This window comes from Rhodococcus sp. USK10 (genome assembly GCF_019378875.1).
In the GTDB taxonomy this organism is placed as follows: domain Bacteria; phylum Actinomycetota; class Actinomycetes; order Mycobacteriales; family Mycobacteriaceae; genus Rhodococcus_F; species Rhodococcus_F pseudokoreensis.
In genome coordinates this window covers 5,884,811-5,904,759 of the sequence record NZ_CP076048.1, presented here as the reverse complement: position 1 = coordinate 5,904,759, position 19,949 = coordinate 5,884,811, and the positions used below count along the sequence as shown (strand labels likewise).

At 65.2% G+C, this 19,949-nt stretch carries 20 protein-coding genes; 6 read left to right on the top strand and 14 right to left on the bottom strand.

Annotation, left to right across the window (positions count from 1 at the left end; translation table 11 throughout):
- Window positions 1-74: 74 nt before the first annotated feature.
- Window positions 75-1,460, bottom strand: coding sequence for a cation:dicarboxylate symporter family transporter (locus I1A62_RS34355; protein WP_219456743.1), 1,386 nt, complete (start codon window positions 1,458-1,460; stop codon window positions 75-77).
- Between the two features lie 160 nt (window positions 1,461-1,620).
- Between I1A62_RS34355 and I1A62_RS34350 the strand changes: the two genes are divergently transcribed.
- The 3 genes from I1A62_RS34350 (at window position 1,621) to I1A62_RS34340 (ending at window position 4,146) form a co-directional block, all read left to right on the top strand.
- Window positions 1,621-3,186: a sensor histidine kinase gene (locus I1A62_RS34350; protein ID WP_219456741.1), complete on the top strand. Its 1,566-nt coding sequence runs from the start codon at window positions 1,621-1,623 to the stop codon at window positions 3,184-3,186.
- Window positions 3,183-3,872, top strand: coding sequence for a response regulator (locus I1A62_RS34345; RefSeq protein WP_124395609.1), 690 nt, complete (start codon window positions 3,183-3,185; stop codon window positions 3,870-3,872). Before I1A62_RS34350 ends, I1A62_RS34345 begins: the two co-directional genes overlap by 4 nt.
- Window positions 3,873-3,966: 94 nt before the next feature.
- Window positions 3,967-4,146: a hypothetical protein gene (locus I1A62_RS34340; protein ID WP_015888663.1), complete on the top strand. Its 180-nt coding sequence runs from the start codon at window positions 3,967-3,969 to the stop codon at window positions 4,144-4,146.
- Window positions 4,147-4,254: 108 nt separating this feature from the next.
- Here the strand turns inward: I1A62_RS34340 and I1A62_RS34335 are convergent, their stop codons facing one another.
- From I1A62_RS34335 to I1A62_RS34325, 3 genes are all read right to left on the bottom strand, one after another.
- On the bottom strand, window positions 4,255-5,709 hold the full coding sequence (locus I1A62_RS34335) for an amidase (RefSeq protein ID WP_219456740.1): 1,455 nt from the start codon (window positions 5,707-5,709) through the stop codon (window positions 4,255-4,257).
- Between the two features lie 92 nt (window positions 5,710-5,801).
- On the bottom strand, window positions 5,802-6,647 hold the full coding sequence (locus tag I1A62_RS34330) for a hypothetical protein (protein WP_124395611.1): 846 nt from the start codon (window positions 6,645-6,647) through the stop codon (window positions 5,802-5,804).
- Complete coding sequence (locus tag I1A62_RS34325; protein WP_124395612.1) at window positions 6,644-7,903, bottom strand: DUF1116 domain-containing protein; 1,260 nt, start codon at window positions 7,901-7,903, stop codon at window positions 6,644-6,646. Before I1A62_RS34325 ends, I1A62_RS34330 begins: the two co-directional genes overlap by 4 nt.
- Window positions 7,904-8,134: 231 nt before the next feature.
- Here I1A62_RS34325 and I1A62_RS34320 point away from each other — a divergent pair, with 231 nt between their 5' ends.
- Window positions 8,135-9,049: a LysR family transcriptional regulator gene (locus tag I1A62_RS34320; RefSeq protein ID WP_124395613.1), complete on the top strand. Its 915-nt coding sequence runs from the start codon at window positions 8,135-8,137 to the stop codon at window positions 9,047-9,049.
- Window positions 9,050-9,489: 440 nt separating this feature from the next.
- Window positions 9,490-10,278: an IclR family transcriptional regulator gene (locus tag I1A62_RS34315; RefSeq protein WP_095863301.1), complete on the top strand. Its 789-nt coding sequence runs from the start codon at window positions 9,490-9,492 to the stop codon at window positions 10,276-10,278.
- Window positions 10,279-10,319: 41 nt separating this feature from the next.
- On the opposite strand, the gene I1A62_RS34310 is transcribed toward I1A62_RS34315, so the two are convergent.
- The 10 genes from I1A62_RS34310 to I1A62_RS34265 all read right to left on the bottom strand — a co-directional run bounded on the left by I1A62_RS34310 (window position 10,320) and on the right by I1A62_RS34265 (window position 18,495).
- Window positions 10,320-10,715 carry a RidA family protein gene (locus I1A62_RS34310; RefSeq protein WP_124395614.1) on the bottom strand — a complete coding sequence of 132 codons (396 nt, stop codon included), beginning with the start codon at window positions 10,713-10,715 and terminating at the stop codon, window positions 10,320-10,322.
- A gap of 3 nt (window positions 10,716-10,718) precedes the next feature.
- Window positions 10,719-11,486 (bottom strand): cyclase family protein, encoded by a 768-nt coding sequence (locus I1A62_RS34305; RefSeq protein WP_095863300.1) that lies wholly within the window; start codon window positions 11,484-11,486, stop codon window positions 10,719-10,721.
- A gap of 77 nt (window positions 11,487-11,563) precedes the next feature.
- Window positions 11,564-12,805, bottom strand: a complete 1,242-nt coding sequence (locus I1A62_RS34300) for an MFS transporter (protein WP_192582098.1) — start codon at window positions 12,803-12,805, stop codon at window positions 11,564-11,566.
- A 236-nt stretch (window positions 12,806-13,041) separates the two neighbouring features.
- Window positions 13,042-14,250 carry an NAD(P)/FAD-dependent oxidoreductase gene (locus tag I1A62_RS34295; protein ID WP_219456738.1) on the bottom strand — a complete coding sequence of 403 codons (1,209 nt, stop codon included), beginning with the start codon at window positions 14,248-14,250 and terminating at the stop codon, window positions 13,042-13,044.
- Window positions 14,243-14,440: a ferredoxin gene (locus tag I1A62_RS34290; protein ID WP_072942987.1), complete on the bottom strand. Its 198-nt coding sequence runs from the start codon at window positions 14,438-14,440 to the stop codon at window positions 14,243-14,245. Before I1A62_RS34290 ends, I1A62_RS34295 begins: the two co-directional genes overlap by 8 nt.
- Window positions 14,441-14,547: 107 nt before the next feature.
- Window positions 14,548-15,336, bottom strand: a complete 789-nt coding sequence (locus tag I1A62_RS34285) for an SDR family NAD(P)-dependent oxidoreductase (protein ID WP_124395617.1) — start codon at window positions 15,334-15,336, stop codon at window positions 14,548-14,550.
- Entirely contained in the window at window positions 15,333-16,316 is a 984-nt protein-coding gene (locus I1A62_RS34280; RefSeq protein ID WP_124395618.1) for an ornithine cyclodeaminase family protein, read from the bottom strand. Before I1A62_RS34280 ends, I1A62_RS34285 begins: the two co-directional genes overlap by 4 nt.
- Before the next feature lie 6 nt (window positions 16,317-16,322).
- Entirely contained in the window at window positions 16,323-16,619 is a 297-nt protein-coding gene (locus I1A62_RS46655; RefSeq protein ID WP_225858463.1) for a dihydrodiol dehydrogenase, read from the bottom strand.
- Window positions 16,619-17,158, bottom strand: a complete 540-nt coding sequence (locus I1A62_RS34270; RefSeq protein ID WP_219456736.1) for an aromatic-ring-hydroxylating dioxygenase subunit beta — start codon at window positions 17,156-17,158, stop codon at window positions 16,619-16,621. Before I1A62_RS34270 ends, I1A62_RS46655 begins: the two co-directional genes overlap by 1 nt.
- On the bottom strand, window positions 17,152-18,495 hold the full coding sequence (locus tag I1A62_RS34265; protein WP_124395620.1) for a Rieske 2Fe-2S domain-containing protein: 1,344 nt from the start codon (window positions 18,493-18,495) through the stop codon (window positions 17,152-17,154). Before I1A62_RS34265 ends, I1A62_RS34270 begins: the two co-directional genes overlap by 7 nt.
- A 380-nt stretch (window positions 18,496-18,875) precedes the next feature.
- Between I1A62_RS34265 and I1A62_RS34260 the strand changes: the two genes are divergently transcribed.
- A complete protein-coding gene (locus tag I1A62_RS34260) occupies window positions 18,876-19,892 on the top strand; it encodes a dihydrodipicolinate synthase family protein (RefSeq protein ID WP_124395621.1) in 1,017 nt (338 codons plus the stop codon).
- The last annotated feature ends 57 nt before the right edge of the window (window positions 19,893-19,949 follow it).

Below are 19,949 nucleotides of genomic sequence, written 5' to 3'. Positions count from 1 at the left end.
ACGTAGCCAAGAAACCTCTGTGCGCCCAGGCTTCGAATCGCCCGGGCGCACAGAGGTTTACTTCGGAGTGGGTGTCAGCTCTTCACGAGTACCTTCGGCTCGTCGGCGGCAGGGGTCTCCGTGACCTGCTCTTCGGCGACGTCGCCGTGGCCGTCGTCGACCATCGTCGACTCGTCGAACGGGAGCTTGCCGTCGAGGACGGTGCGGACGCGGTCGTTGTCGATCGTGTTGGTCCAGGAACCGACGAGCAGGGTGGCGACGGCGTTGCCGGAGAAGTTCGTGACCGCGCGGGCCTCGGACATGAACCGGTCGATTCCGACGATGAGGCCGACGCCGTCGAGCAGTTCGGGACGGTGGCTCTGCAGGCCGCCGGCGAGGGTGGCGAGCCCGGCGCCGCTGACTCCGGCAGCACCCTTGGACGCGATGATCATGAACACCAGCAGCGACAGCTGCTCGGGGAAGGACAGCGGCTGGCCCATTGCGTCGGCGATGAAGATCGACGCCATGGTCAGGTAGATCGCCGTGCCGTCGAGGTTGAACGAGTAGCCGGTGGGGACGACGACACCGACGGTGGTGCGCTCGACGCCGATGTGTTCCATCTTGGCGATCAGGCGGGGCAGGGCGGACTCGGACGAGGAGGTGGCGAAGATCAGCAGGTACTCCCGGGCCAGGTATCGGACCAGCTTGAAGATCGAGACGCCTGCGACGACGCGGAGCACGGATCCGAGGACACCGAACACGAAGATCAGGCAGGTCAGGTAGAAGCCGAGCATGAGCGTGGCGAGCTGGACGACGGCGCCGAGACCGGTCTGGCCGACGACGTTCGCGATGGCACCGAACGCACCGATCGGGGCGAGCCACAGGATCATGGACAGGATCTTGAAGACGAGCTTCTGGACGGAGCCGACAGCGCGGAGGATCGGTTCACCCTGCTTGCCGAGGGCCTGCAGTCCGAAGCCGACGAGCAGCGCGACGAACAGGGTCTGCAGGACGCTTCCCTCGGTCAGCGCGGACATCAGCGACGTGGGGATGATCGACTGGAGGAAGTCCATGGTGCCGCCGGCTCCGTGGGCCTTCTCGGCGAGCGCCGCACCGGTGCTTGCGGTGTCGGCGCTGATGTTCAGGCCGGTGCCCGGGTCGAGCAGGTTGCCGACCACCAGACCGATGCCGAGCGCGACGGTGGACATGCCGATGAAGTAGGTGAGGGCGAGTCCGCCGACCTTGCCGACCTTGGCGGCGGCCTTCACCGATCCGATGCCGAGCACGATCGTGCAGAAGATGACCGGGCTGATCATCATCTTGATCAGATCGACGAACATCGTGCCGAGCACGCCGAGCGACTTGCCGACTCCCGGAGCCAGCCACCCGACGAGGATGCCCGCGACGACGGCGACGATGACCCCCATGTACAACCAGTGGGTCCGGTCGCGTTTCTTCGTCTTCCCTGTCGCAGTACTCATGGGATTGTCCTCCAATTCGAGTGGCAAGCTGATCGGTGAGGCCGGCTAGTGACCGCGATCACGTCTTGGAAGAATCTTCTAAGCGATCGCTTGGCTGGTGAAGTTTGTGTTCATTACGTTCAGGAGAAATGCATTGCCTCACCATCCGCCGAGACGGCCCATGAGCGTCGCGAGGCAGCTCTTTCTCCTCCAGCTCGTGGTGCTGGTGCTGGTCATCGCGGCCGGCACGGCACTGGCCATCGTCGACCAGCGTCGCGACAGCGACGAGACCACGCGACGGGCCGTCACCGCCGTCGCCACGACGCTCGCGCTGTCGGACGGCACCGTGGCGGCGTTGCGCTCCCCCGACCCGACGGCGGTGCTGCAGCCGCAGACCGAGCGGATCCGCGCCGCGACCGGCACCGATTTCATCGTCGTGATGACCCCCGCCGGCATCCGGTTCACCCACACCAACCCGGAGCTGATCGGCGGCGTATTCTCCGGGAACATCGAGCGTGCCCTGCGCGGGGAGACGTTCACGGAGACGTACGCCGGTTCGCTGGGACCGTCGATCCGGGCGGTGACACCGGTGTACGACGGCGACCGGATCGCGGGCCTGGTGTCCGTCGGCGTCACCCGGGCGAAGATCGGCGACCAGTTCGCCGCGAGCCTGCCGACGATCTTCGCGGTCGCCGCGATCGGTCTGGCGGTGTCGGCGGCCGGTTCGTTCCTGTTGAGCAGGCGCCTGCGCCGTCAGACGCTGGGGATGGCGCCGGACGAGCTGCGGCAGATGTACGAGCATCACGACGCCGTCCTGCACTCGATCGGTGAGGGCCTGGTGGTGCTCGGCCGCGACAGCGGTGACACCGCGAATGCCGAAGTGGTGAACGACGAAGCGCGCCGCCTCCTCGATCTCCCGGAGGGCCCCGTCCGGCTGGCCGCGCTGCCGGAGTCGCTGCGGCAGTCGCAGGACGACGATTCCCGGGACGAGGTGCACGTGACCGCGGACCGTGTGCTGCTCGTCAGCCGGGAACCCGTGACGTGGGAGGGACAGCGTCTCGGGACCGTGCTGACACTGCGTGATCGCACGGAATTGCAAAGCATCATGGGCGAACTCGACTCCGTGCGCGGCTTCGCGGAATCGCTGCGGTCGCAGGCGCACGAATCGGCGAACCGACTGCACACGATCATCACGATGGTCGAACTGGGCCGCTACGACGACGCGATCGCGTTCGCCACCGAGGATCTGCGGTTGTCGCAGGAACTGATCGACCGCCTGATGACGGCGGTGCACGAACCCGCCCTGGCCGCACTGCTGCTCGGCAAGGTTGGGGTGGCCGCCGAGCGGGGAGTCGACCTGACCGTCACCGAGGACACCGCGCTCGGGCCCGTGGCGCCGCTCAGTGCGCGTGAACTCGTGACGCTGGTGGGTAATCTCGTGGACAACGCGATCGACGCCGCCCGCGGCGCGGCAGAATCCCCCGGAGAGGATGCGTGGGTGGAAGTGACTGTCCGTCAGGAGGATTCGACGATGGTGGTGCGGGTGGCCGACAGCGGGCCCGGCATTCCCGCCGACGAACTCGACAAGGCGGTCACGCGCGGCTACTCCACCAAGTCGGGTCAGCGCGGACTGGGGCTGGCGCTGGTCGCGCAGGTGGTGGCCCGCCACGGCGGGACGATCCACACGGAGCCGTCGCTCGGATCGATGATCGTCGTCGAGATCCCGATCGAGGGGGCCGCCTCATGATTCGGGTGATGATCGTCGAGGACGAACCGCTCATCGCCGAGGCTCACCGCGCGTATGTGGAACGCGTTCCAGGCTTTTCGGTCCACACCGTCGTCCACGACGGCAGCGGGGCCATGCGCGCGGTCGCCGCCGCGAACGCCGGCGACGACCCCATCGATCTGGTGCTGCTCGACATCGGCCTGCCGGACGCGAGCGGACTCGACGTGGCCGCGGCGCTGAGTGGCGTGCGACCGAGTCCCGACGTGATCGCCGTGACCTCGGCCCGCGACCTCGAGATGGTCCGCACCGCCGTGGCGCGCGGGATCGCGCTGTATCTCCTGAAGCCGTTCACGTTCGCGGCGTTCCGCGACAAACTGGAGCGGTACCGGGAATTCCGCGACGCGCTGCCCGCCGGCAGCAACGCGCTGAGTCAGCACGACATCGACCGTGCGATGTCTGCCCTCCGCACCTCCGACGAGCGCGCGGCATCACCGAAAGGCGTTGCACCCCAGACCCTCGACCACGTCGCCGCCTGTGTCCGTGAGGCGACCGGTCCGCTGACGGCGGCCGAGGTGGCGGCCGGCATCGGGGTCTCCCGGGTCACGGCCTGGCGGTATCTCGAACGGCTCGCCGACGACGGGGTGCTCACCCGGCACACCGAGTACGGCAGGGCCGGCCGTCCGCAGATCCGGTACGCGCTGCGCTGAAGTACCGAACCGGGGTTGTGACCTGCATCACATCGGTGGACGATTGTAGAGGAGTCACCTCCGGCTCGCAGTAACTCAGTCAAGGACCTTCACAATGTCTAGCAGAATTGCCACCACACTCGCCGCAATCGCATTGACCCTGTCGCTCGGTACTCTGGCTGCTCCCGCAGCTGTCGCGGCGCCGGCCGCCCCGTCACCGACCCCGGCAGTCGGTTCGATCGCGGTCTGCCTCAACCTGCCCCTGGGGTCGGCCAGCATCAGCTTCTGCATCTGAGCCGTGCGGGGGCGAACTCGAACGCTACTTCTGTGCATTTCTCGTAGCGTCCGTTGACGTCGCCGTGCCCGGGGCCCGCCAGACCGGTGCGAACCTGCGTTCGAATCGTCAGTCCCGCTGTCCGTCGCCGCGCCGGTGATCGACGGACGCGCCCGATCGGGGCCGAGTCCACGCGTGCCGCGTCCGCTGCTCGAAATCCTTCGCCATATCGAGCAATTGGTCCTCCGCGCGGTGTCGCCCGACCAGCTGGATCCCCAGTGGTGTCCCCGCTTCGCTGAAGCCCGCCGGTAGAGCGATGACCGGGTGGCCGGTCACGGTGACGTGGCACGCGGACTCCATCCAGCCGAGGTAATCCGGTTGCTGTACGCCACACACCGAGGCGGGATACTGCAGGTCGACGTCGAACGCCGGGATGGGCGCCACCGGGAGAAGCAGACCGTCGTACGTTTCCAGAAACTCTCGCATGCGATGGAAGAGTTCCGTCCTGAGCCGCGCGGCGCGACCGACGTCTCGACCGGAGAGTCGTCGCCCGGCAAGCATGTTCTCGTACAGGCTGGGCCGAACCCACTCCCGGTTCGCGTCGAAGAGATCACCCAGCGCAGCTTCGAACTGCCACGCACGAAGAGTCCTGAAGCACTCGCCCGCGCCGTCGAAGCTGATGCATGCTTCCTCGACGATCGCGCCTGCCTCCCGGCAAGTGTGCGCAGCTCGTTCGACGACTCGGCGAACCTCCGGGTCCACCGGAATAGTTCCGCCCAGATCGACGGAAAACGCGATTCTTCGACCTCGAAGGCCGTCTGCGGCGACAGTTGCGAATCGGGATCCGGGCTCCTCCAGGCTGAGGGGAGACCGGCCATCCGGACCGGCCATCACCGACAGCAGCAACGCAACGTCGTCGACACAGCGTGCCATCGGCCCTTGAACGGACAGCCCGCACCAGCCGTCGGACGCAGGGTAGGTGGGCACCCGCCCGGCACTCGGGCGTAATCCGACGACATTGCAGTACCCAGCCGGGAGTCGAAGCGACCCGCCCATGTCGTTGCCGTCCGCGATGGGGTGCATGCCGGCGGCGAGAGCTGCGGCAGCACCTCCCGATGAACCGCCCGCGGTCACGGCGAGGTCGTAGGGATTGCGCGTCGCACCGAAAAGGTCGTTGAAGGTATGACCACCTGCGACGAACTCGGGAACATTGGTCTTGCCCAGCGTGACGACGCCCGCGGCCTTCATCCGGTCCACGACTAGATCGTCGAGTTCGGGCACGTAGTGCTCGTGGATCCGGGAACCGAAGGTTGTCCGGACTCCCATGGTGAGGTGGTTATCCTTGTGGGCGACGGGAATTCCGTGGAGCGGGCCGTCCCACCCGCCGGATGCAAACCGTTGATCTGCGGCTGCCGCCTGCTCCATCGCAGCTTCCGGAAGGTACGTCACGATGGCGTTGACGTCGGGGTTGACCTCATCGATGCGCTCGAGATGCGCCGACACGGTTTCTCGCGCCGAGAGCTCTCCTGCACGCATCAGCTGAGACAGCTCCGTCGCGCTGCGGTAGTACAGCGGCTCCGCCATGGACGACCTTCCTTCGTGAATGGACATGCATCGGGTGTTGTGAGTATCGGGATGATCGGCCGGACGGAGCCGCGAGTTCGTCAGTCCCGGAGTCAGCAGTAGCCGTACCGAAGCCGATCATCGTCTGCCACGACACACTCGCCACTCGGCCTCGGAATCCGCAGATTCTGCATCAAGACGTACGCGTCCCGGGGCAGCTGCCCACCGACGCCCTGCGGGTCCGGAAGTTCGAACCACAACTGCAGACTTCCCTGCTCCACGATCAACTGATACGCCCTGCTTCGATCCGGAGCAGGCGAATTCCGATCACTCCGATCGACGAAACCTGCGTTCCGCGCGGCATCGCGGGAGGGGAGGTACCGCGCGATCCGGGAACCTCGAGCCCATCCGGGTAGATCGTCGCGGTCCAGTTCGTCTGCGATCATCGCGGCGATCCTGCCCGTCAATGGTCGCATCGCTGGTCCGCCAACCGGTCGCAGCCGGTCCTCGAGATTGTCCGCCGTGACACGCAGAACCCACGCTGTCCCGATCCTGGTCGGAGTGTGTAGTCGAAATCCTGGCCAATCCGAATGGGCGATCGACTGCAGCACCGTGCGGCCGTCGCATCCCAGCCGGGTCAGCGACCTTCGTGAATAGGCAATCCCGCGTGCCACCGGGTCGCTCAGACCCAGCTCGCTGAGCAGGGAGAAAGCACGTCTCGGAGCCGCTCCGCCGTATCCGACCTCGACGTCGTCGATCGCCACGACGTCGCCATTGCTCATGTCCCACAACATGTGGGGCACGACCAGAGATCCCGCCGAATTGGTGGGGAACCTTCTCGGATCACAACCGGACGACCAGAAGACGTCGCTTGCAGCGAATCCCGCGACGATGCGAGTGACTCGCGCGTCGAGCTTCTCGACGTGGCGCAGGGCGTTGGCAGGCCTCGCCCAGATCATTCACCCCACCGGCTTCCCGCTGAAGTCAGCCAATCGCCTGCTCCCAGATCCAGCAAGGCGTTGTGCGCAGCGACGAACGGCTCTATGGGGAGCCTGGTGATTCCCGCGCCGACTTGTCCGATCCCCGCATCTCGGTGAGCGAATCCGTTGTTGACCACCGGGGAAATTCCCGTACGTGCTACCGCTTCGACGTCGATTCCCATCGGTGTGCCACGGAAACCCTCGCCGGGAATCAGGAATCGACTACTACCCCCTCGGGTGATCTGACGCATCTCGGATACATAGCCCTGGAGCACGCTGGGGCTTCCCCCGATATAGGAACTGATGGCGGGGGCCGCCGACAGAGCGAAGGCGCCGAGCCCGATCACCTCGGTCACGAGGGAATCACCCATCATCGGGCAGGCATCGTCGACGGTATAGCCCTCGAACAGCTTCGGATCTCCCACGGGCGCAGATGCCGTGATCCACGAGTCGAGGCCACTGACGCGAATCCCCATCCGCCGACCGTTTCCCGCGATCGCTGTCACCAACCCCCGGGTTCCACAGCGGTGGGCGGCATCCGCGACGAGCTTCGCTGCCGCCATCGAGAAAGACAGAAAGGTGTGGGGATTGCCGGCGAGGAAATCGAGGATTGCCGCCGCGGTCCCCGAGTCCGGGGCGTGCTCGACCACGGCGGGCGCGAGCCTGATGGTCAGCGCCGCCGTCGACGCCACGTTCCGATTGTGGCATTCGTCGCCGCGCCGAAGGCCTTCCGACTGCAGTGCAGTGATATCGATACCGTCCACCGCCCGCAACGCGTCGTCGAGAACCGGCGTCAGGACGGTACTCATCCACCGCAGCCGCTCGAGCACAGCAGCATCGTTGGCACCGAACCGGAGTGCTCGACCCAGCCCTTCGTTCAACGGCGCGAACGCGTTGTGCCCGTCGTCTCCCTCCACCACCACCACGGGCGTGCTGGGAGAAATGATGCCTGCCATCGCCCCGACAGCGGATGCCGAGTGACACGGCCGCAGATCGATCTTCCCCGCGTCGAACAGTTCACCGGCGGCCGCGAGATCGGGAGCCTCACCCTCGAGCACCAGTGCCCCGAGAATCGCACCTCTCATCGGACCCACTACCTCGCCGGGCTCCACCTGTGGGCCGGCATGCAGGTACGAGCGGCGATCCACCGTATCGATGACATCTCCCGCCCGTCTGACACCGACCGCGGTCGCGGACGTGGTGTCCAGTACCGCCCAACCATCCCTTACAGTCATGACAACTCCATCGAAAGTCGGATAGGACGTGTCCGGCCGACTGGTAGAAGCGGGCCACGGACGACATCTCCGGATTGTTGCGGGCAGCGGTACCGATCGGCCCGCTCGGCAATCCCAAAGATACCGAGGCACAGGCGCTTTAGCGAGATCGTGCTGGTCACGTCTTGCCGATGAGAGGTATCATTTCGACTGATGATCGACCGCCGGCGACGTCCGGAGAGGTGACGAGAGATGCGAATGAAACTGAACCGAATTGATCTGAACCTTCTCGTCGGCCTGGACGCCCTCCTGTCGGAGAGGAGCGTCTCTCGCGCTGCGAAGCAACTCTCGGTCGGGCAACCGGCGATGAGTGGCACATTGTCGCGATTGCGAAAACTCTTCGACGATCCCCTGCTCGTCCGCGACGGGTCGTCGATGACGCTGACACCGCTCGCGGAGTCCCTCACGTACCTTGTCCACGACATACTCGGATCGATCGAGACGCTGGTGACCGTGCGTGCACCGTTCGACGCGGCGAGTGACACTCGCACGTTCACCATCCACGCGAGTGACTATGTCACTCTCGTCCTACTCCGCTCGTTCGTCAGGGCGGCCGCCGGCGAAGCGCCGAACGTGCGGATCAATATCGCTCCGCCACAGACGAATTACTTCGGTCCGCTGCTCGAGGCGCGGGCTGATCTGGTGATCATCCCACGCGAGATCGTGGGACACGTCGGAACCGCCTACGTCAGCGCCCCCCTCTTCACGGACCGGCACGTCTGCGTGGTCGCCGCGGACCATCCCGTTGTGGGCGAGACGATGTCGCGGGAGCAGTTCAGCGCGTTTCCGCACCTGTCCGCCACCGGCGGAATCCCGCCGTCCTTCGCCGAGACCCAGTTCGATGAAATCTCATTGCCGTTTCGCATCGAAGCGTCGACGACCAGTTACGTCGCCGCCCCGTTCCTGCTGGAAGGAACGGAGATGGTGGCGGTGCTGTACGAGCGACTGGCGCGAGCACTTCACCGCAGCGCCGGCATTCGACTGCTCGAGCCGCCGGTTTCGTTGGCCCCGATCACCGAGATGATGTACTGGCATCCGCGCCATTCCGACGATCCCGGTCACCGATGGCTTCGCCACGGCATACGCCGGCTGGCCGAGCAACTGTGAGTAGAGTTGCTCCTTCCGATGCCACCCCGATCCGGTCCCCGGAGAACGAGGCCTTCAGCATTCCTCGGAATGCGCGCTCGATATCCCCGGGCGAGTTCCACAGTTGCCTGTCGGAGACATACGGTAATGCATCGAATAACTTACCGGCCGCCTGGTTCCGGGTACTCACGACAATTGTCCGGGAAAGTAGGTCGCCGGCGTCCGGCCCCGAATATGCGGTTTCCGTGGACGCCGACCATTAAGTATCCCTTTTCCGGATGGACTCGATATCCTCCGGAGACACCGCGCTCAGTCCGGTCGTGGCTACCGGCTGGCTTCAAGTCCTTGCCCATATCTCGCCTACAGCGCCGCGCTTCATGGGGATAATTCACGAGGTCGAATAATCCCTGTCTGGTTGAACCGGAATCCATTTCGAAACCGGGCCATGGTATATTTTGGGCGTGAGCAGCGCGCACGAGCCCGAGAAAAAGTCCGAGAATTCCACGATGCAGAGCATGGATCGTGGAATGCACATGCTCGAATTGCTCGCGGAACAGCCGATGCGCGCGAAGGAACTGGCCGAAGCCACCGGAGCGAAATGGGCAACTGCGCACCGCACACTGACCTACCTTCGTGACAAGGGCTTCGTCAGGCGCGACGACACGACCGGGCTGCACTACGTCGGTCGCCGGATGTTCGCCATCGGCTCCGCCTACCTCGGCGATCATCCCCTTTTCACGACGAGCGAACCGTTGATGCGGACGGCCGCCGACCGGATCAACGGATTCGTTCAGATCGCCGAGCGTGACGGGCATTCGTCGGTGGCCATTGCCAGCGTCGAGCCCCGCATTCCCGTTCCCACCCTGTCCTATGCGAATACGTACCGCGCCTATCCCCTCCACACGGGAGCCCGCGGATTGGTGCTGCTCGCATACTGCCCCGACGAGTTCATCGACACCTATGTCCAGGAGCCGCTGCGTTCGTTCACCGAGTACACGATCACGGAACCCGCCGAGTTGCGGGCCAAGCTGAAGCAGATCGTGGCCGATGGCTACGCCACCAGCGACCGGGATGTCACCACTGCTACATGTGGGATTGCAGCGCCGATCCGGAACGCCGCAGGCGAGGTGACGGCATCGGTATCGATCGCCAATTACCGCGAACAGATGCCGCCGCGGGATCTCGTTCTTCACGAGGTCCTCGGACTCGCCCAATCGCTTTCCCAGCTGATGGGCTGGCGAAACCGGTAGGTCTTCTCCTCGGCGCCGAGGAGAAGGCCTACCGGCAGCCTCTAGCTCTTGACGGCGATCGCCTCGAACTCGATCAGCATCCGGGGATCCACGAGGCCCGCGACGTACACGAACGTCGACGGCGGACGCTTCGGAATCCACTTGTCGCGGACAGTACGAATCTCCGGGAGGGAGTCCGGGTCGGTCAGGTACCCGGTGATCTTGACGATGCGGTCCATCGAACTGCCCGCAGCCTGCAGGGCACGCTCGAGGTTCGCGAACGCCCGGTCCGCCTGTGCCCCAGCCGAGAGGTCCTCACCGATGTCACCGGACTCGTCGTGCGGCACCGCCCCCGAGGTGAACACCAGATTCCCGGCTTCCGCCACCCAGTGCCAGGCGGCATCGGCCTGCAGGCCGGGAACGGTCACGTACTTCACATCTTCGCCGACAGTGGTCATTGGTCAGTCCTCGTCGACGATGGCGACGGCCCGGACGAATCCGGCTGTGCCGCCGGCGATCTTGATGGGCAGCGCGATGACCTTGAAACCGTGCGGGGGCAGCTGGTCGAGGTTGGCGAGCTTCTCGATGTGCGCGTATTCGATTTCGAGGCCGAGGAGGTGGCAGGGCCACAGGTACTTCGGGTCCTTGCCGTGCTTGTGGTAGTCGGCGGCCCATGCGGCGTACGGACGGTCGTAGCTCCACGCGTCCGTTCCCACGACCGTCACGCCCTGTTCGAGGATCCATTTGAGCGCCTCACGGCTGGGTCCGCCACCACGGGTGGTGTACTCCGGCTTCCCCCAGTACTTGTCGTTTCCGGTCATCGTGAGGACGATGTCGCCCGGCTTGATGGTGTAGTTCATGTCCTTCAGCTTCTGCTGAATTTCCTCGAGGGAGACCTCCGCGCCGTCTTCGGCATCGCTGATGTCGATGACGACCCCGTCACCCATGCATCGCTCGATGGGCCACTCTTCGATGGTCTTCGGCTTCGACCCGTCCGCCATCACCGGCCCGAAGTGCCACGGTGCGTCCATGTGTGTGCCGGTGTGCGAGTTCATGTCGATATGTTCGACCGCGAACGCGGCACCGGGCGTGGGCCAGTGATTCGGGTCGATGTCGTAGTTTTCCTGGTTCCACTCGGCGCCGAGCGAGTGCGGCTCGAAGATGACGCCTTTGCCCTCGAGGGTGGGGTCACCGTCGGTGACCATGGAGATGTCGATGATTCTGCTCATCTGCTTACTTCCTCATTTCTTTCGGTCGGTCGCACTCTGGATCTCACAGTGCGACAGGGGATGTGGTAGGTGCACAGTCAGCCGACTGTGAGTTTGCGGTCTTCGTCGACCGGTTCGGCGGCTCGCTTCTTGCCCAGCAGACCCACGAGGGCGGTGAGCACCGAGATCGCCGCGACAGCAATCCAACCGGCCGCGAAACCGTGATCGGGGACGATGTGCCCGAAGACCACGGGGACGACGAATCCGCCGACCGCCGCGAGGGTGAGCATCACGCCGACCGCGGTGCCGACCTGTTCGGGATCGATCTTCGACAGGTCCGCGGGCACACCCAGCCAGGCCGGGTAGCTGAAGACGAAAAGGAATCCGATCGCGAAGGAGATGAACCACAGCAGGGCATCGGGGGCGACGGGGATCGCGGCGATCAGTGCCCCCATCAGCAGGAGGGGAACGACGATGACGGATCGGTAGTTGCGGACCAGGTCCGCGACCTTGCCACCGACCAGGCTGCCGGGGATTCCCGCGAGGGCCAGGATCGCGCCGAGCATACCGCCCTGGCCGGGCGTGAAGCCGCGTTGCGCGACCGCGTACTCGCTGAACAGCTGCGATGCGGTGAAGTAAGCGCCGTACACGCCGAGCATGGCGACGCCGTAGATCCACAGCTGCTTGTCGACCAGCGCCCGGATCAGGCCGGCGCGGCTGATCCGGCCGCCGTGGAGTCCGCTGACGCCGCGCGGGGTGTGGAACCACACGGCCACCGCCGCCGCCAAGACGATATTGACGATGCCGCAGATCGCGAGCATGCCGCGCCATCCAGCGAGGTCGGTCACGTAGATGCACGCATACAGACCCAACGCGACGCCGGTGCTGAATGCGGCACCGCACGCGATGCCCAGAGCGAGGTTGATCTCGTGCTCACGAAACCACACACTGACCGCGGCGACGGCGACGGCGATGAAGATGGACGCGCCGACACCGGCGATCACTCGGTACAGGGCGAGGTCGAGGAAGCCGATCGCGACGCCGGACAGCGCCGCACCGGCCCCTTGGAGCACCATCCCGACAACGAGAGTGCGCTTCATCCCGAGCCGGGCCGCGATGATGCCGCCCGGGACGTGGGCGACCCCGTAGCCGAGCACGAACAACGCGATCAGCATGGCGAGCTGCTCGAAGCTCACGCCGAGGTCCTCGCTGATGGGGGTGAAGGCCGACGCGATGTTGAACCAGTTCAACGTAAGGCTGACGTAGCCGAGGACGAGCAGAGCGAGCATTCGCCATCTGGCCTGGTAGACGTCGCCGTCTCTACCGTCAATAGTCGACAATGGGGTTCCTTCCATCGGGCACATTGCCTTCGAGGCAACCGCTGGTGAGATTGGGAGAGAGCGCAATACGATACGAAGCACTCGCTTGGTGGCAGTTCGGCAATCACTGCGACCCGAGAGTCAGATCCTGTGACCCAGGTCTCTGCCGGCATCCCGAATCTATCCGCCTCCACGACAATTGGGGAGATGGATGGGTTCAACGCGTCCCGATGGCCACTATCATTTTCAGTGATGGTCTAGGCCGAGCCGATTGCCTCGGACCACGACGCTCGGGCGGTGACGAGGTGCTGGTACTTGCTCAGGCCTCGAGGTGAGTTGAACGACACGACACCCGTCACCCGGTCGTCGCGGCCGTACAGTGCGACAAACCTCTCCTCCCCCGGCGCCCCGCTCATGAAGCGCACCTGATCCGTGGGGAGAGGGCAGCCCACCATCTGAGTGCGCTTGCGAAACTGGTCGGACCAGAAACTGGGGACAGCAGACAGCGTCGACCGTTTCGTTCCGGCGACGAGATTCTCAGCGACGACTGTCGCCTGCAGCGTGGCGTTGTTCCAGTGCTCGCTGCGCACCTGCGCCCCGAAGTAGTCCGAGTACCAACGGGCGGCGTCACCGACGGCGTAGATGCCGGGCACGTTGGTGTGCCCGCCATCGTCGCAGAGAACCCCGTTGTCCACCTCCACGCCTGAACCGTCGAGCCATTCGGTCACCGGCGCACCGCCGACCCCGACCACGACCAGATCAGCTGGGAGAATTCGTCCGTCGGTGAGCCTGACCCCGTTGACCCGCCCGTTTCCCAGGAGTTCCTGGACGCCCACCCCGAGTTCGAGGTCGGTGCCGTGACTCGTGTGCAGATCCGCGAAGTGGGAGCCGACGATTGCCCCGAGGACAGTTCCCAAGGGGGTCGGTTGTGGATCGACCAGGGTCACCGACTGTCCGCGGGTACGCACGCTCGACGCCACCTCGGCACCGATGAACCCGGCGCCGACGACGACAACGTCTCGGGCACTGTTCAACTCGGTTCTGAGTGCGAGGGCGTCCGGCAGCGTCCGGAGAACGTGAACACCCGCGAGGTGCCCCATGAAGGCGGGGCGCCGAGCCCGCGAGCCCGTGGCCACGACCAGTGCGTCGAATTCGAGAACCGTGCCGTCGTCGAGCGTGACCGTGTGCCGCGACGGGTCGAGCGACAGCGACGTCGCCCGGCGGCCCAGGCGAAGATCAAGGTCGAGTTCGTCGATCTCCTCCTCGGTCAGCAAATAGAGATCGTCCGGATCACTGGAGCCGGTGAGCAATTTCTTCGAGAGCTCGGTGCGGTCGTATGGTGATCGCACCTTCTCTTCGCCGATGAGGGTGATGCCGCCGGAGTGGCCCAGGCGCCGCAGTTCCTGGATCACGTTCATGCCGGCGAGGGAACCGCCGACCACGACGATCCGCTCGAACCTACTCATCACGGGTTCCCAACGCCTTCGCGGGGCAGGATCGAATCGCCCTGTCGGTCTTCGTATGCAAGGACTCGGGCGGGCTTTCCTGCAGCAGGATCACCTTGTTCTCGTCTTCGTCCAGATCGAAGACCTCAGGGGCTTCGAGCATGCAGCTACCGTAACCACGGCACCTGCCGGCATCTGCGGTGACATGCATGACTACACCTCACTGTAGTGGTCGTCCGCGACTGCTCGCGGGTGGAAATTGTTCGGTGACAACATTGTTCGTTCTTTCTCGAGTGGTGCGCCCGGCACGGGGATCGATCAGCCGACGAGGTATCCGCCGTCGATCGGCAGGACGACACCGGTGATGTACCCGGCTGCGGCGGAGGCGAGGAACGACACTCCGGCCGCGACCTCGTGTACATCTCCGGGTCGGTTCATCGGGATGTTCCCCCCGACCGGTGAGGGGTGGTCGGGGACGGATCCCCCGGCTCGCCGCAGTGCTGCCGCGCTGGTGGTGAACAGGTCGGTGGGAATCCACCCGGGGGCGACGGCATTGACACGCACACCGCGCCCGGCGTACTCGGCAGCGATCTTCAGGGTCATGCCGACGACCGCGTATTTCGAGGCGATGTAGGCGGACCCGCCGCCGCGGGGCACGAGCCCGGCCGACGAGGCGATGTTGACGATCGCGCCGCGGCCGCGTTCGACCATGAGCGTTCCGACCGCGCGCATCAGATTTGCCGTACCCAGGACATTGACGCGCAGGACCCGTTCCCAAGTGGCGGAGGTGAGCTCGTCGAAATCCAGATTCTGGTCGAAGATTCCGGCGGCGTTGACCAGAACGTCGATCTCTCCCAGGTCGGACGTGATCTCGCCGACCACCGCGCGGACACGCTCCTCGTCGGTGATATCCGCCGCGTAGGCGGTGCTGCGCCCGCCCGTCCCGGAGACGATCTCGGCCGTACGCTTGGCGCCCACGTCGTTGGCGTCGATCACCGCGACCGCGTATCCGTCGTCGGCCAGACGGGTGGCGACAGCGCGTCCGATTCCGCTGCCGCCACCGGTCACGACGGCCACTCGCTCGGCCCAATTCGCCACGGTGCTCACGCCCCCGCGGGCTTCTTGGTGCGCAGCAGGTCCACCGACGTCCCGATTCCGTTCTGCACGGCCCTGTCGTAGACCACCTTGGCCGCGACCAGGTCCTGCAAGGCGGTGCCGACCGACTTGAACACGGTGATCGCGTCTGCGTCGTGGGCGGGCACATTGCCGATGGCGAGGTCCGCGAGTGTCACGATCTTGCCGTCGAGGAGCCCCGTCTCGTCGGCCGCGAGCAGATCCCCGGACTCGACACGGGCCTGTTCGGGAGCGTCGCTGACCACGAGTGCGGCCCGGTCGACGACGTCGGTGTCGATCTCCCGCAACGAGGGCATGGTGGAACCGATCGACAGCACCGTGGTCCCGGGCGCGAGCCACTTGCCCTCGAGGGCGATGCGTCCGGTTCCGGCACCGGTGTTGGTGGCGACCACGACGACCGGTGCGGCGGCCGCCTCGGCCGGATCGGATACCGGGACGACCTCCACGTCGAGGCGTGCGGCCATCCGCTCGACGAATGCACCCCGCCGCTGCGGGTTCGGGCTGAAGACCCGTACCCGTTTCACCTCGAGGGCGGCGAACACGCCCTCGAGGTTCGTCTCGGCCTCCAACCCGGATCCGATGACCCCGATCTCGACGGCGGTCCGCGGCGCGAGAAGACCGGCCGCCACGCCCGTGGTCGCGCCGGTCCGGGCAGCGGTCAGGTATGCCCCGTCCAGTTGAGCGAGCAACTCACCGGTCAGCTCGTCGAACAGGCCGATCAGGTACTGGACCCCACCTTCGGAGACCTGGTTGAAAACTTTGAATCCCATCAAGCCGGTGCCGGCCGACACGCCCGGCATCAGCCGGAAGAATCCGGGCGTCGACTCCAGGTTGATGCGGTCGGGCAGTTGCGCACCGCCGCGGGCCTGCGTGCGGTAGCCCTCGCGGATGGCGCTGACGAGGTCGGACATCTGTGTGAGGCTTCGCACATGCTCGTCGGTCAGTAGCAGCATTGGTCGTTACTCTCTTCCGATTTCGGTGGTCGGGGGATCCTCGGGGCCGAACGGCTGGTCGAGGTAGGCGGAGATCGTTTCTTCGTTCTGCCAGCTCAGTGCCTCGAGCGCGAGGGCATCGAGGCGGATGTGGTGGTCGAGCCGGAGCGAGGTGATCTCGAGCCGTTGCCCGTTCCGGGTCAGGATCTTCCGCACCCGTACGGCAGTGAACTCGTTGACGACGGTGAACTCGGCATCGACGGCTCCGTCGCCACCGTGCGGGGCGAGCGAATCGTCTGTCGGGCGTGTCCGGGGAGTTGACATCAGATCACCATTCGCAGGTGCGGCAGTCTGACGACGCTCTCGTCGAGATGGACCGTCCGTTCCACAAGACCCCAGCCGTCGCCGCGACGACGGAGGATGTCATGTCGTCCGGCCGCGGTCATCACCACCGGATCCGATTGGTGGACAACGGTCACGAGCACGTTCGACGTGACGGACACCTCGTCGGCGCGCCCAGCGTCGGCGACGGACAGGACCGAAACGAAACGCCGCACCCGCTGGAGTGGGACCTCCCCCCAGGAGAAGTCGATGTGGTCGGGTTCGAGGCGTCGGGCCCAGAGATTGGCCAGGGAGTCGCGGGACTCGTCGAGCAGGTGCGCACCCGCCACGAAGGGTGACTGCGACGGGTCGTCGCGTGTCACGGTGACGGGGATCCGGTAGACGAACTCGGGTTCGAGCAGCGGAATCCACCGCGCGTAGTCGTGCGCGTCGAGCAAGGCCGTCTCACGGCCGTAGAACCTGCTCACACTGGCGAACGTCGCATCGTCCGCGGCGACATCGATCCGTTCCGCGCTCAGCATTGGTCGGCCTTCCCGGTCGTGCGGGTGCAGATGCTGTCGTCGTCGAGCAGTTCGGACCACCTGCGGAACATCTCCCGCTGGTTGACCTCCGAGTGATCGACGTCGTAGACGGCGCCAGGCCATTCGACATCGTCGGCCGGTTTGATTCCGACACCGCCGGCGTAGACGAAATCGGTGGACTGCGACACCCGACCGCGGCTCATGTCGGCGACGCTCGTCCAGTTCTGGAAGTCGTCGGTGTCGAAGATCCCGGCGAGACCGACCATGCGGAGGTTCGCGCGCTGCGAGTGCGCGCGTTGCTCCTCGTCGTACCACCGCGGCACCAACGCGAACATGATCAGTTCGCAGTGCATCTCGTCGACCGGTTGCCACTGCCGGAGTTGGACGTACGACACGGCCGGGGTGTCGTCCCCGGAATAGAGGGCCGCGGCATCGATGAAGGACAAGTTGGGAAAGACGTTTCCGTGTAGGACAGAGATTCTCGACATCAGGTCCGCCTGCCTCGGGTCGAGACCACTCGCGATGTCGGCCCAGCGCTCCTCCGGGTATCCGAGAAACACCGGTTCATCGGTTTCCAGGCCGTAGTGCTGGACCCGGAGGGTATGCCCGTTGCCGGCGACGATGCATCGCCCACGCATCGCATCCATCGAGACGTCGTCCAGCTGCGGAAAGGCCTCGGTGTTCAGATACGTGCCCAGGTCTATCGGACTCTTGTGCGTCGTTCCCAGGTGATAGCCGTCGCCGGCGAAGTTCTCCGCGCCCAGCTTCCAGTTGGTTCGCACCAGAGCGCGCGCCGGCGGACCGACGACCTGCAGGTCACCGGCCTTGTCGAGCACGGCTTCGAGATACCAGGCCATGTCGCCGAGTTCGTCGAGCAGCGAAGGAGCCTCGGGGTCCCAACTCGCGAAGATCAGCCCGTGGAAGACGTCGACGTTCGGCGGCCCGACCAGGTTGTACTTGCTCTTGTCGAAGTCCGCGTCGAAGACCTGCTTGCGCTCGGGCACTCCACGCAACGTGCCCTTGTTGGAGAAGGTCCAGCCGTGGTAGCTGCACCGAAAGTGCGATGAGTTGCCCATGTCGGCACGACACAATTGATTGCCTCGATGCGTGCACGAATTCAGGAGGATGCGGACGTCGCCCGTCTCGTCCCGGACAACGATGACGTCCTCGCCTCCCAGCTTCCTGGTGACGTAATCGCCCGGCGACGGAATCTCGCTCTCGTGGGCGGCGAACAGCCAGCACCGGCCGAAGACTCGTTCCATCTCGGAATCGAATTCGTCTCGGCCCCAGTAGGAACGGCGGCTCACGCGAGTGACGTCCGCGGTAACACGTGTCATCTGGATGACCCCTATCAGGAGTGGATTGATACACCAGGCGTATGTCCAAATAGTGGATATAGGGTCCGTCTGGTGGATGTGATGACGGTAACAACGTTTTGCCGCAGATGTCAAAGGGTCGACCGAACCGTGCGGCCTCACCCCATCCACCTCACTCGCGGCCAGTCGAGAGCAACGACCGGAGAAATCGTTGACGGCGGACGACAGCCGGTGTTAGCGTCCACACATCCACATACCGGTCTGAATATCCATTATTTGGATATCGGTAAGAGGGTTGATCACCTACCTGCGCGCCGACATCACAGTCCGGCCGGGTACGGGCCGGCCGAAACCGCCCCTGCCCTGCGCACCGCAAGAATCCGACGAACGGAGTTCCATTCATGAGCTATTCCCGGTCCGACGCCCGCTCCTGGGCCCAGGCGAACATGAAGGGCATCTGCGGATGCCTCCTGCCCACCTTCACCGGCGATCTGAAGGGAATCAACGAGCGCGCAATCCGGCACGACATCGCCCGAGAGAAGGAGCTGGGGATCTCGGGCGCTCTACTCGTCGCCGAATGTGGAACCACTTTCGACGAGCTACTTCAGGTCACCGAAATCGCTGTCGACGAAGCCGCAGGCGAGCTCCAGACCGTGGTGCACGCTGTCCTGCCGACACTCGAAGACAACATCGCACTCGTGCGCGAGTCCGAGCGTCTGGGCGCGGACATCGTCCTGGTCTCCTACCCGCTCACCTTCTACCCGAAGTCCGAAGAGGAAGTCTTCGAGTACACCCGCGCGATCGCGGAGAGCACCAACCTGGGCATCATCGTGTTCGCGATGCACCTGTGGAACTTCCGCCGATTCCACCCGAGCCACTTCTCGCCGGATCTCATCGGCCGGATGATCAACGAGATTCCGAACGTCGTGGCCGTCAAGACGGAGGTCGGCGGTCCCGGCGTCGGCGGCATCGCGCAGATCTTCGAGCGCTACCGAAATGACGTGATCGTCATGGACCCGATCGAGTCGAACTCGCCCGCCTGGCACGCCGCGTACGGCATGCAGTGGATGGGCACGTCGAACTACGAGGCCTACGGCCCGTGGGTCGCCCGGTACTTCGACCTGATGCGCGACGGCAAGTTCGAGGACGCCATGGAGATCTACTGGAAACTCCACCCGATCCGGGAATCCGACGCGGTGGTGGTCGGACAGGCACTCGCGGGGACCGCGATGGTGCCACGGTACCTGTGGAAGTACCAGGGGTGGCTCAACGGATTCAACGGTGGTCCGCTGCGAGCCCCTCAGGCGCGCATCAACGACGGGCAGATGAAGCAGTTGCGGGCCGGGGCGGTCGCGGCCGGCCTCGACGTCACCACCTCGCTCGACGAGGAATTCCTGGTGGGCCGCAACCCGGCCTGATTCTCGTCGATCCATCCCACGACAGCCACCGGACTCTGGCCGGACCCAGAAAAGAAG

Excerpts from the sequence above, each read along its gene's own strand:
- I1A62_RS34340 (WP_015888663.1), top strand. The coding sequence starts at position 3,967 with ATGTCTAGCAGAATTGCCACCACACTCGCCGCAATCGCATTGACCCTG.
- I1A62_RS46655 (WP_225858463.1), bottom strand. The coding sequence starts at position 16,619 with ATGTCAACTCCCCGGACACGCCCGACAGACGATTCGCTCGCCCCGCAC.
- I1A62_RS34350 (WP_219456741.1), top strand. The coding sequence starts at position 1,621 with ATGAGCGTCGCGAGGCAGCTCTTTCTCCTCCAGCTCGTGGTGCTGGTG.
- I1A62_RS34280 (WP_124395618.1), bottom strand. The coding sequence starts at position 16,316 with ATGCTGCTACTGACCGACGAGCATGTGCGAAGCCTCACACAGATGTCC.
- I1A62_RS34260 (WP_124395621.1), top strand. The coding sequence starts at position 18,876 with ATGAGCTATTCCCGGTCCGACGCCCGCTCCTGGGCCCAGGCGAACATG.
- I1A62_RS34325 (WP_124395612.1), bottom strand. The coding sequence starts at position 7,903 with ATGACTGTAAGGGATGGTTGGGCGGTACTGGACACCACGTCCGCGACC.
- I1A62_RS34335 (WP_219456740.1), bottom strand. The coding sequence starts at position 5,709 with ATGGCGGAGCCGCTGTACTACCGCAGCGCGACGGAGCTGTCTCAGCTG.
- I1A62_RS34305 (WP_095863300.1), bottom strand. The coding sequence starts at position 11,486 with ATGAGCAGAATCATCGACATCTCCATGGTCACCGACGGTGACCCCACC.
- I1A62_RS34345 (WP_124395609.1), top strand. The coding sequence starts at position 3,183 with ATGATTCGGGTGATGATCGTCGAGGACGAACCGCTCATCGCCGAGGCT.
- I1A62_RS34355 (WP_219456743.1), bottom strand. The coding sequence starts at position 1,460 with ATGAGTACTGCGACAGGGAAGACGAAGAAACGCGACCGGACCCACTGG.
- I1A62_RS34270 (WP_219456736.1), bottom strand. The coding sequence starts at position 17,158 with ATGCTGAGCGCGGAACGGATCGATGTCGCCGCGGACGATGCGACGTTC.
- I1A62_RS34295 (WP_219456738.1), bottom strand. The coding sequence starts at position 14,250 with ATGAGTAGGTTCGAGCGGATCGTCGTGGTCGGCGGTTCCCTCGCCGGC.
- I1A62_RS34290 (WP_072942987.1), bottom strand. The coding sequence starts at position 14,440 with ATGCATGTCACCGCAGATGCCGGCAGGTGCCGTGGTTACGGTAGCTGC.
- I1A62_RS34320 (WP_124395613.1), top strand. The coding sequence starts at position 8,135 with ATGCGAATGAAACTGAACCGAATTGATCTGAACCTTCTCGTCGGCCTG.
- I1A62_RS34310 (WP_124395614.1), bottom strand. The coding sequence starts at position 10,715 with ATGACCACTGTCGGCGAAGATGTGAAGTACGTGACCGTTCCCGGCCTG.
- I1A62_RS34330 (WP_124395611.1), bottom strand. The coding sequence starts at position 6,647 with ATGATCTGGGCGAGGCCTGCCAACGCCCTGCGCCACGTCGAGAAGCTC.
- I1A62_RS34265 (WP_124395620.1), bottom strand. The coding sequence starts at position 18,495 with ATGACACGTGTTACCGCGGACGTCACTCGCGTGAGCCGCCGTTCCTAC.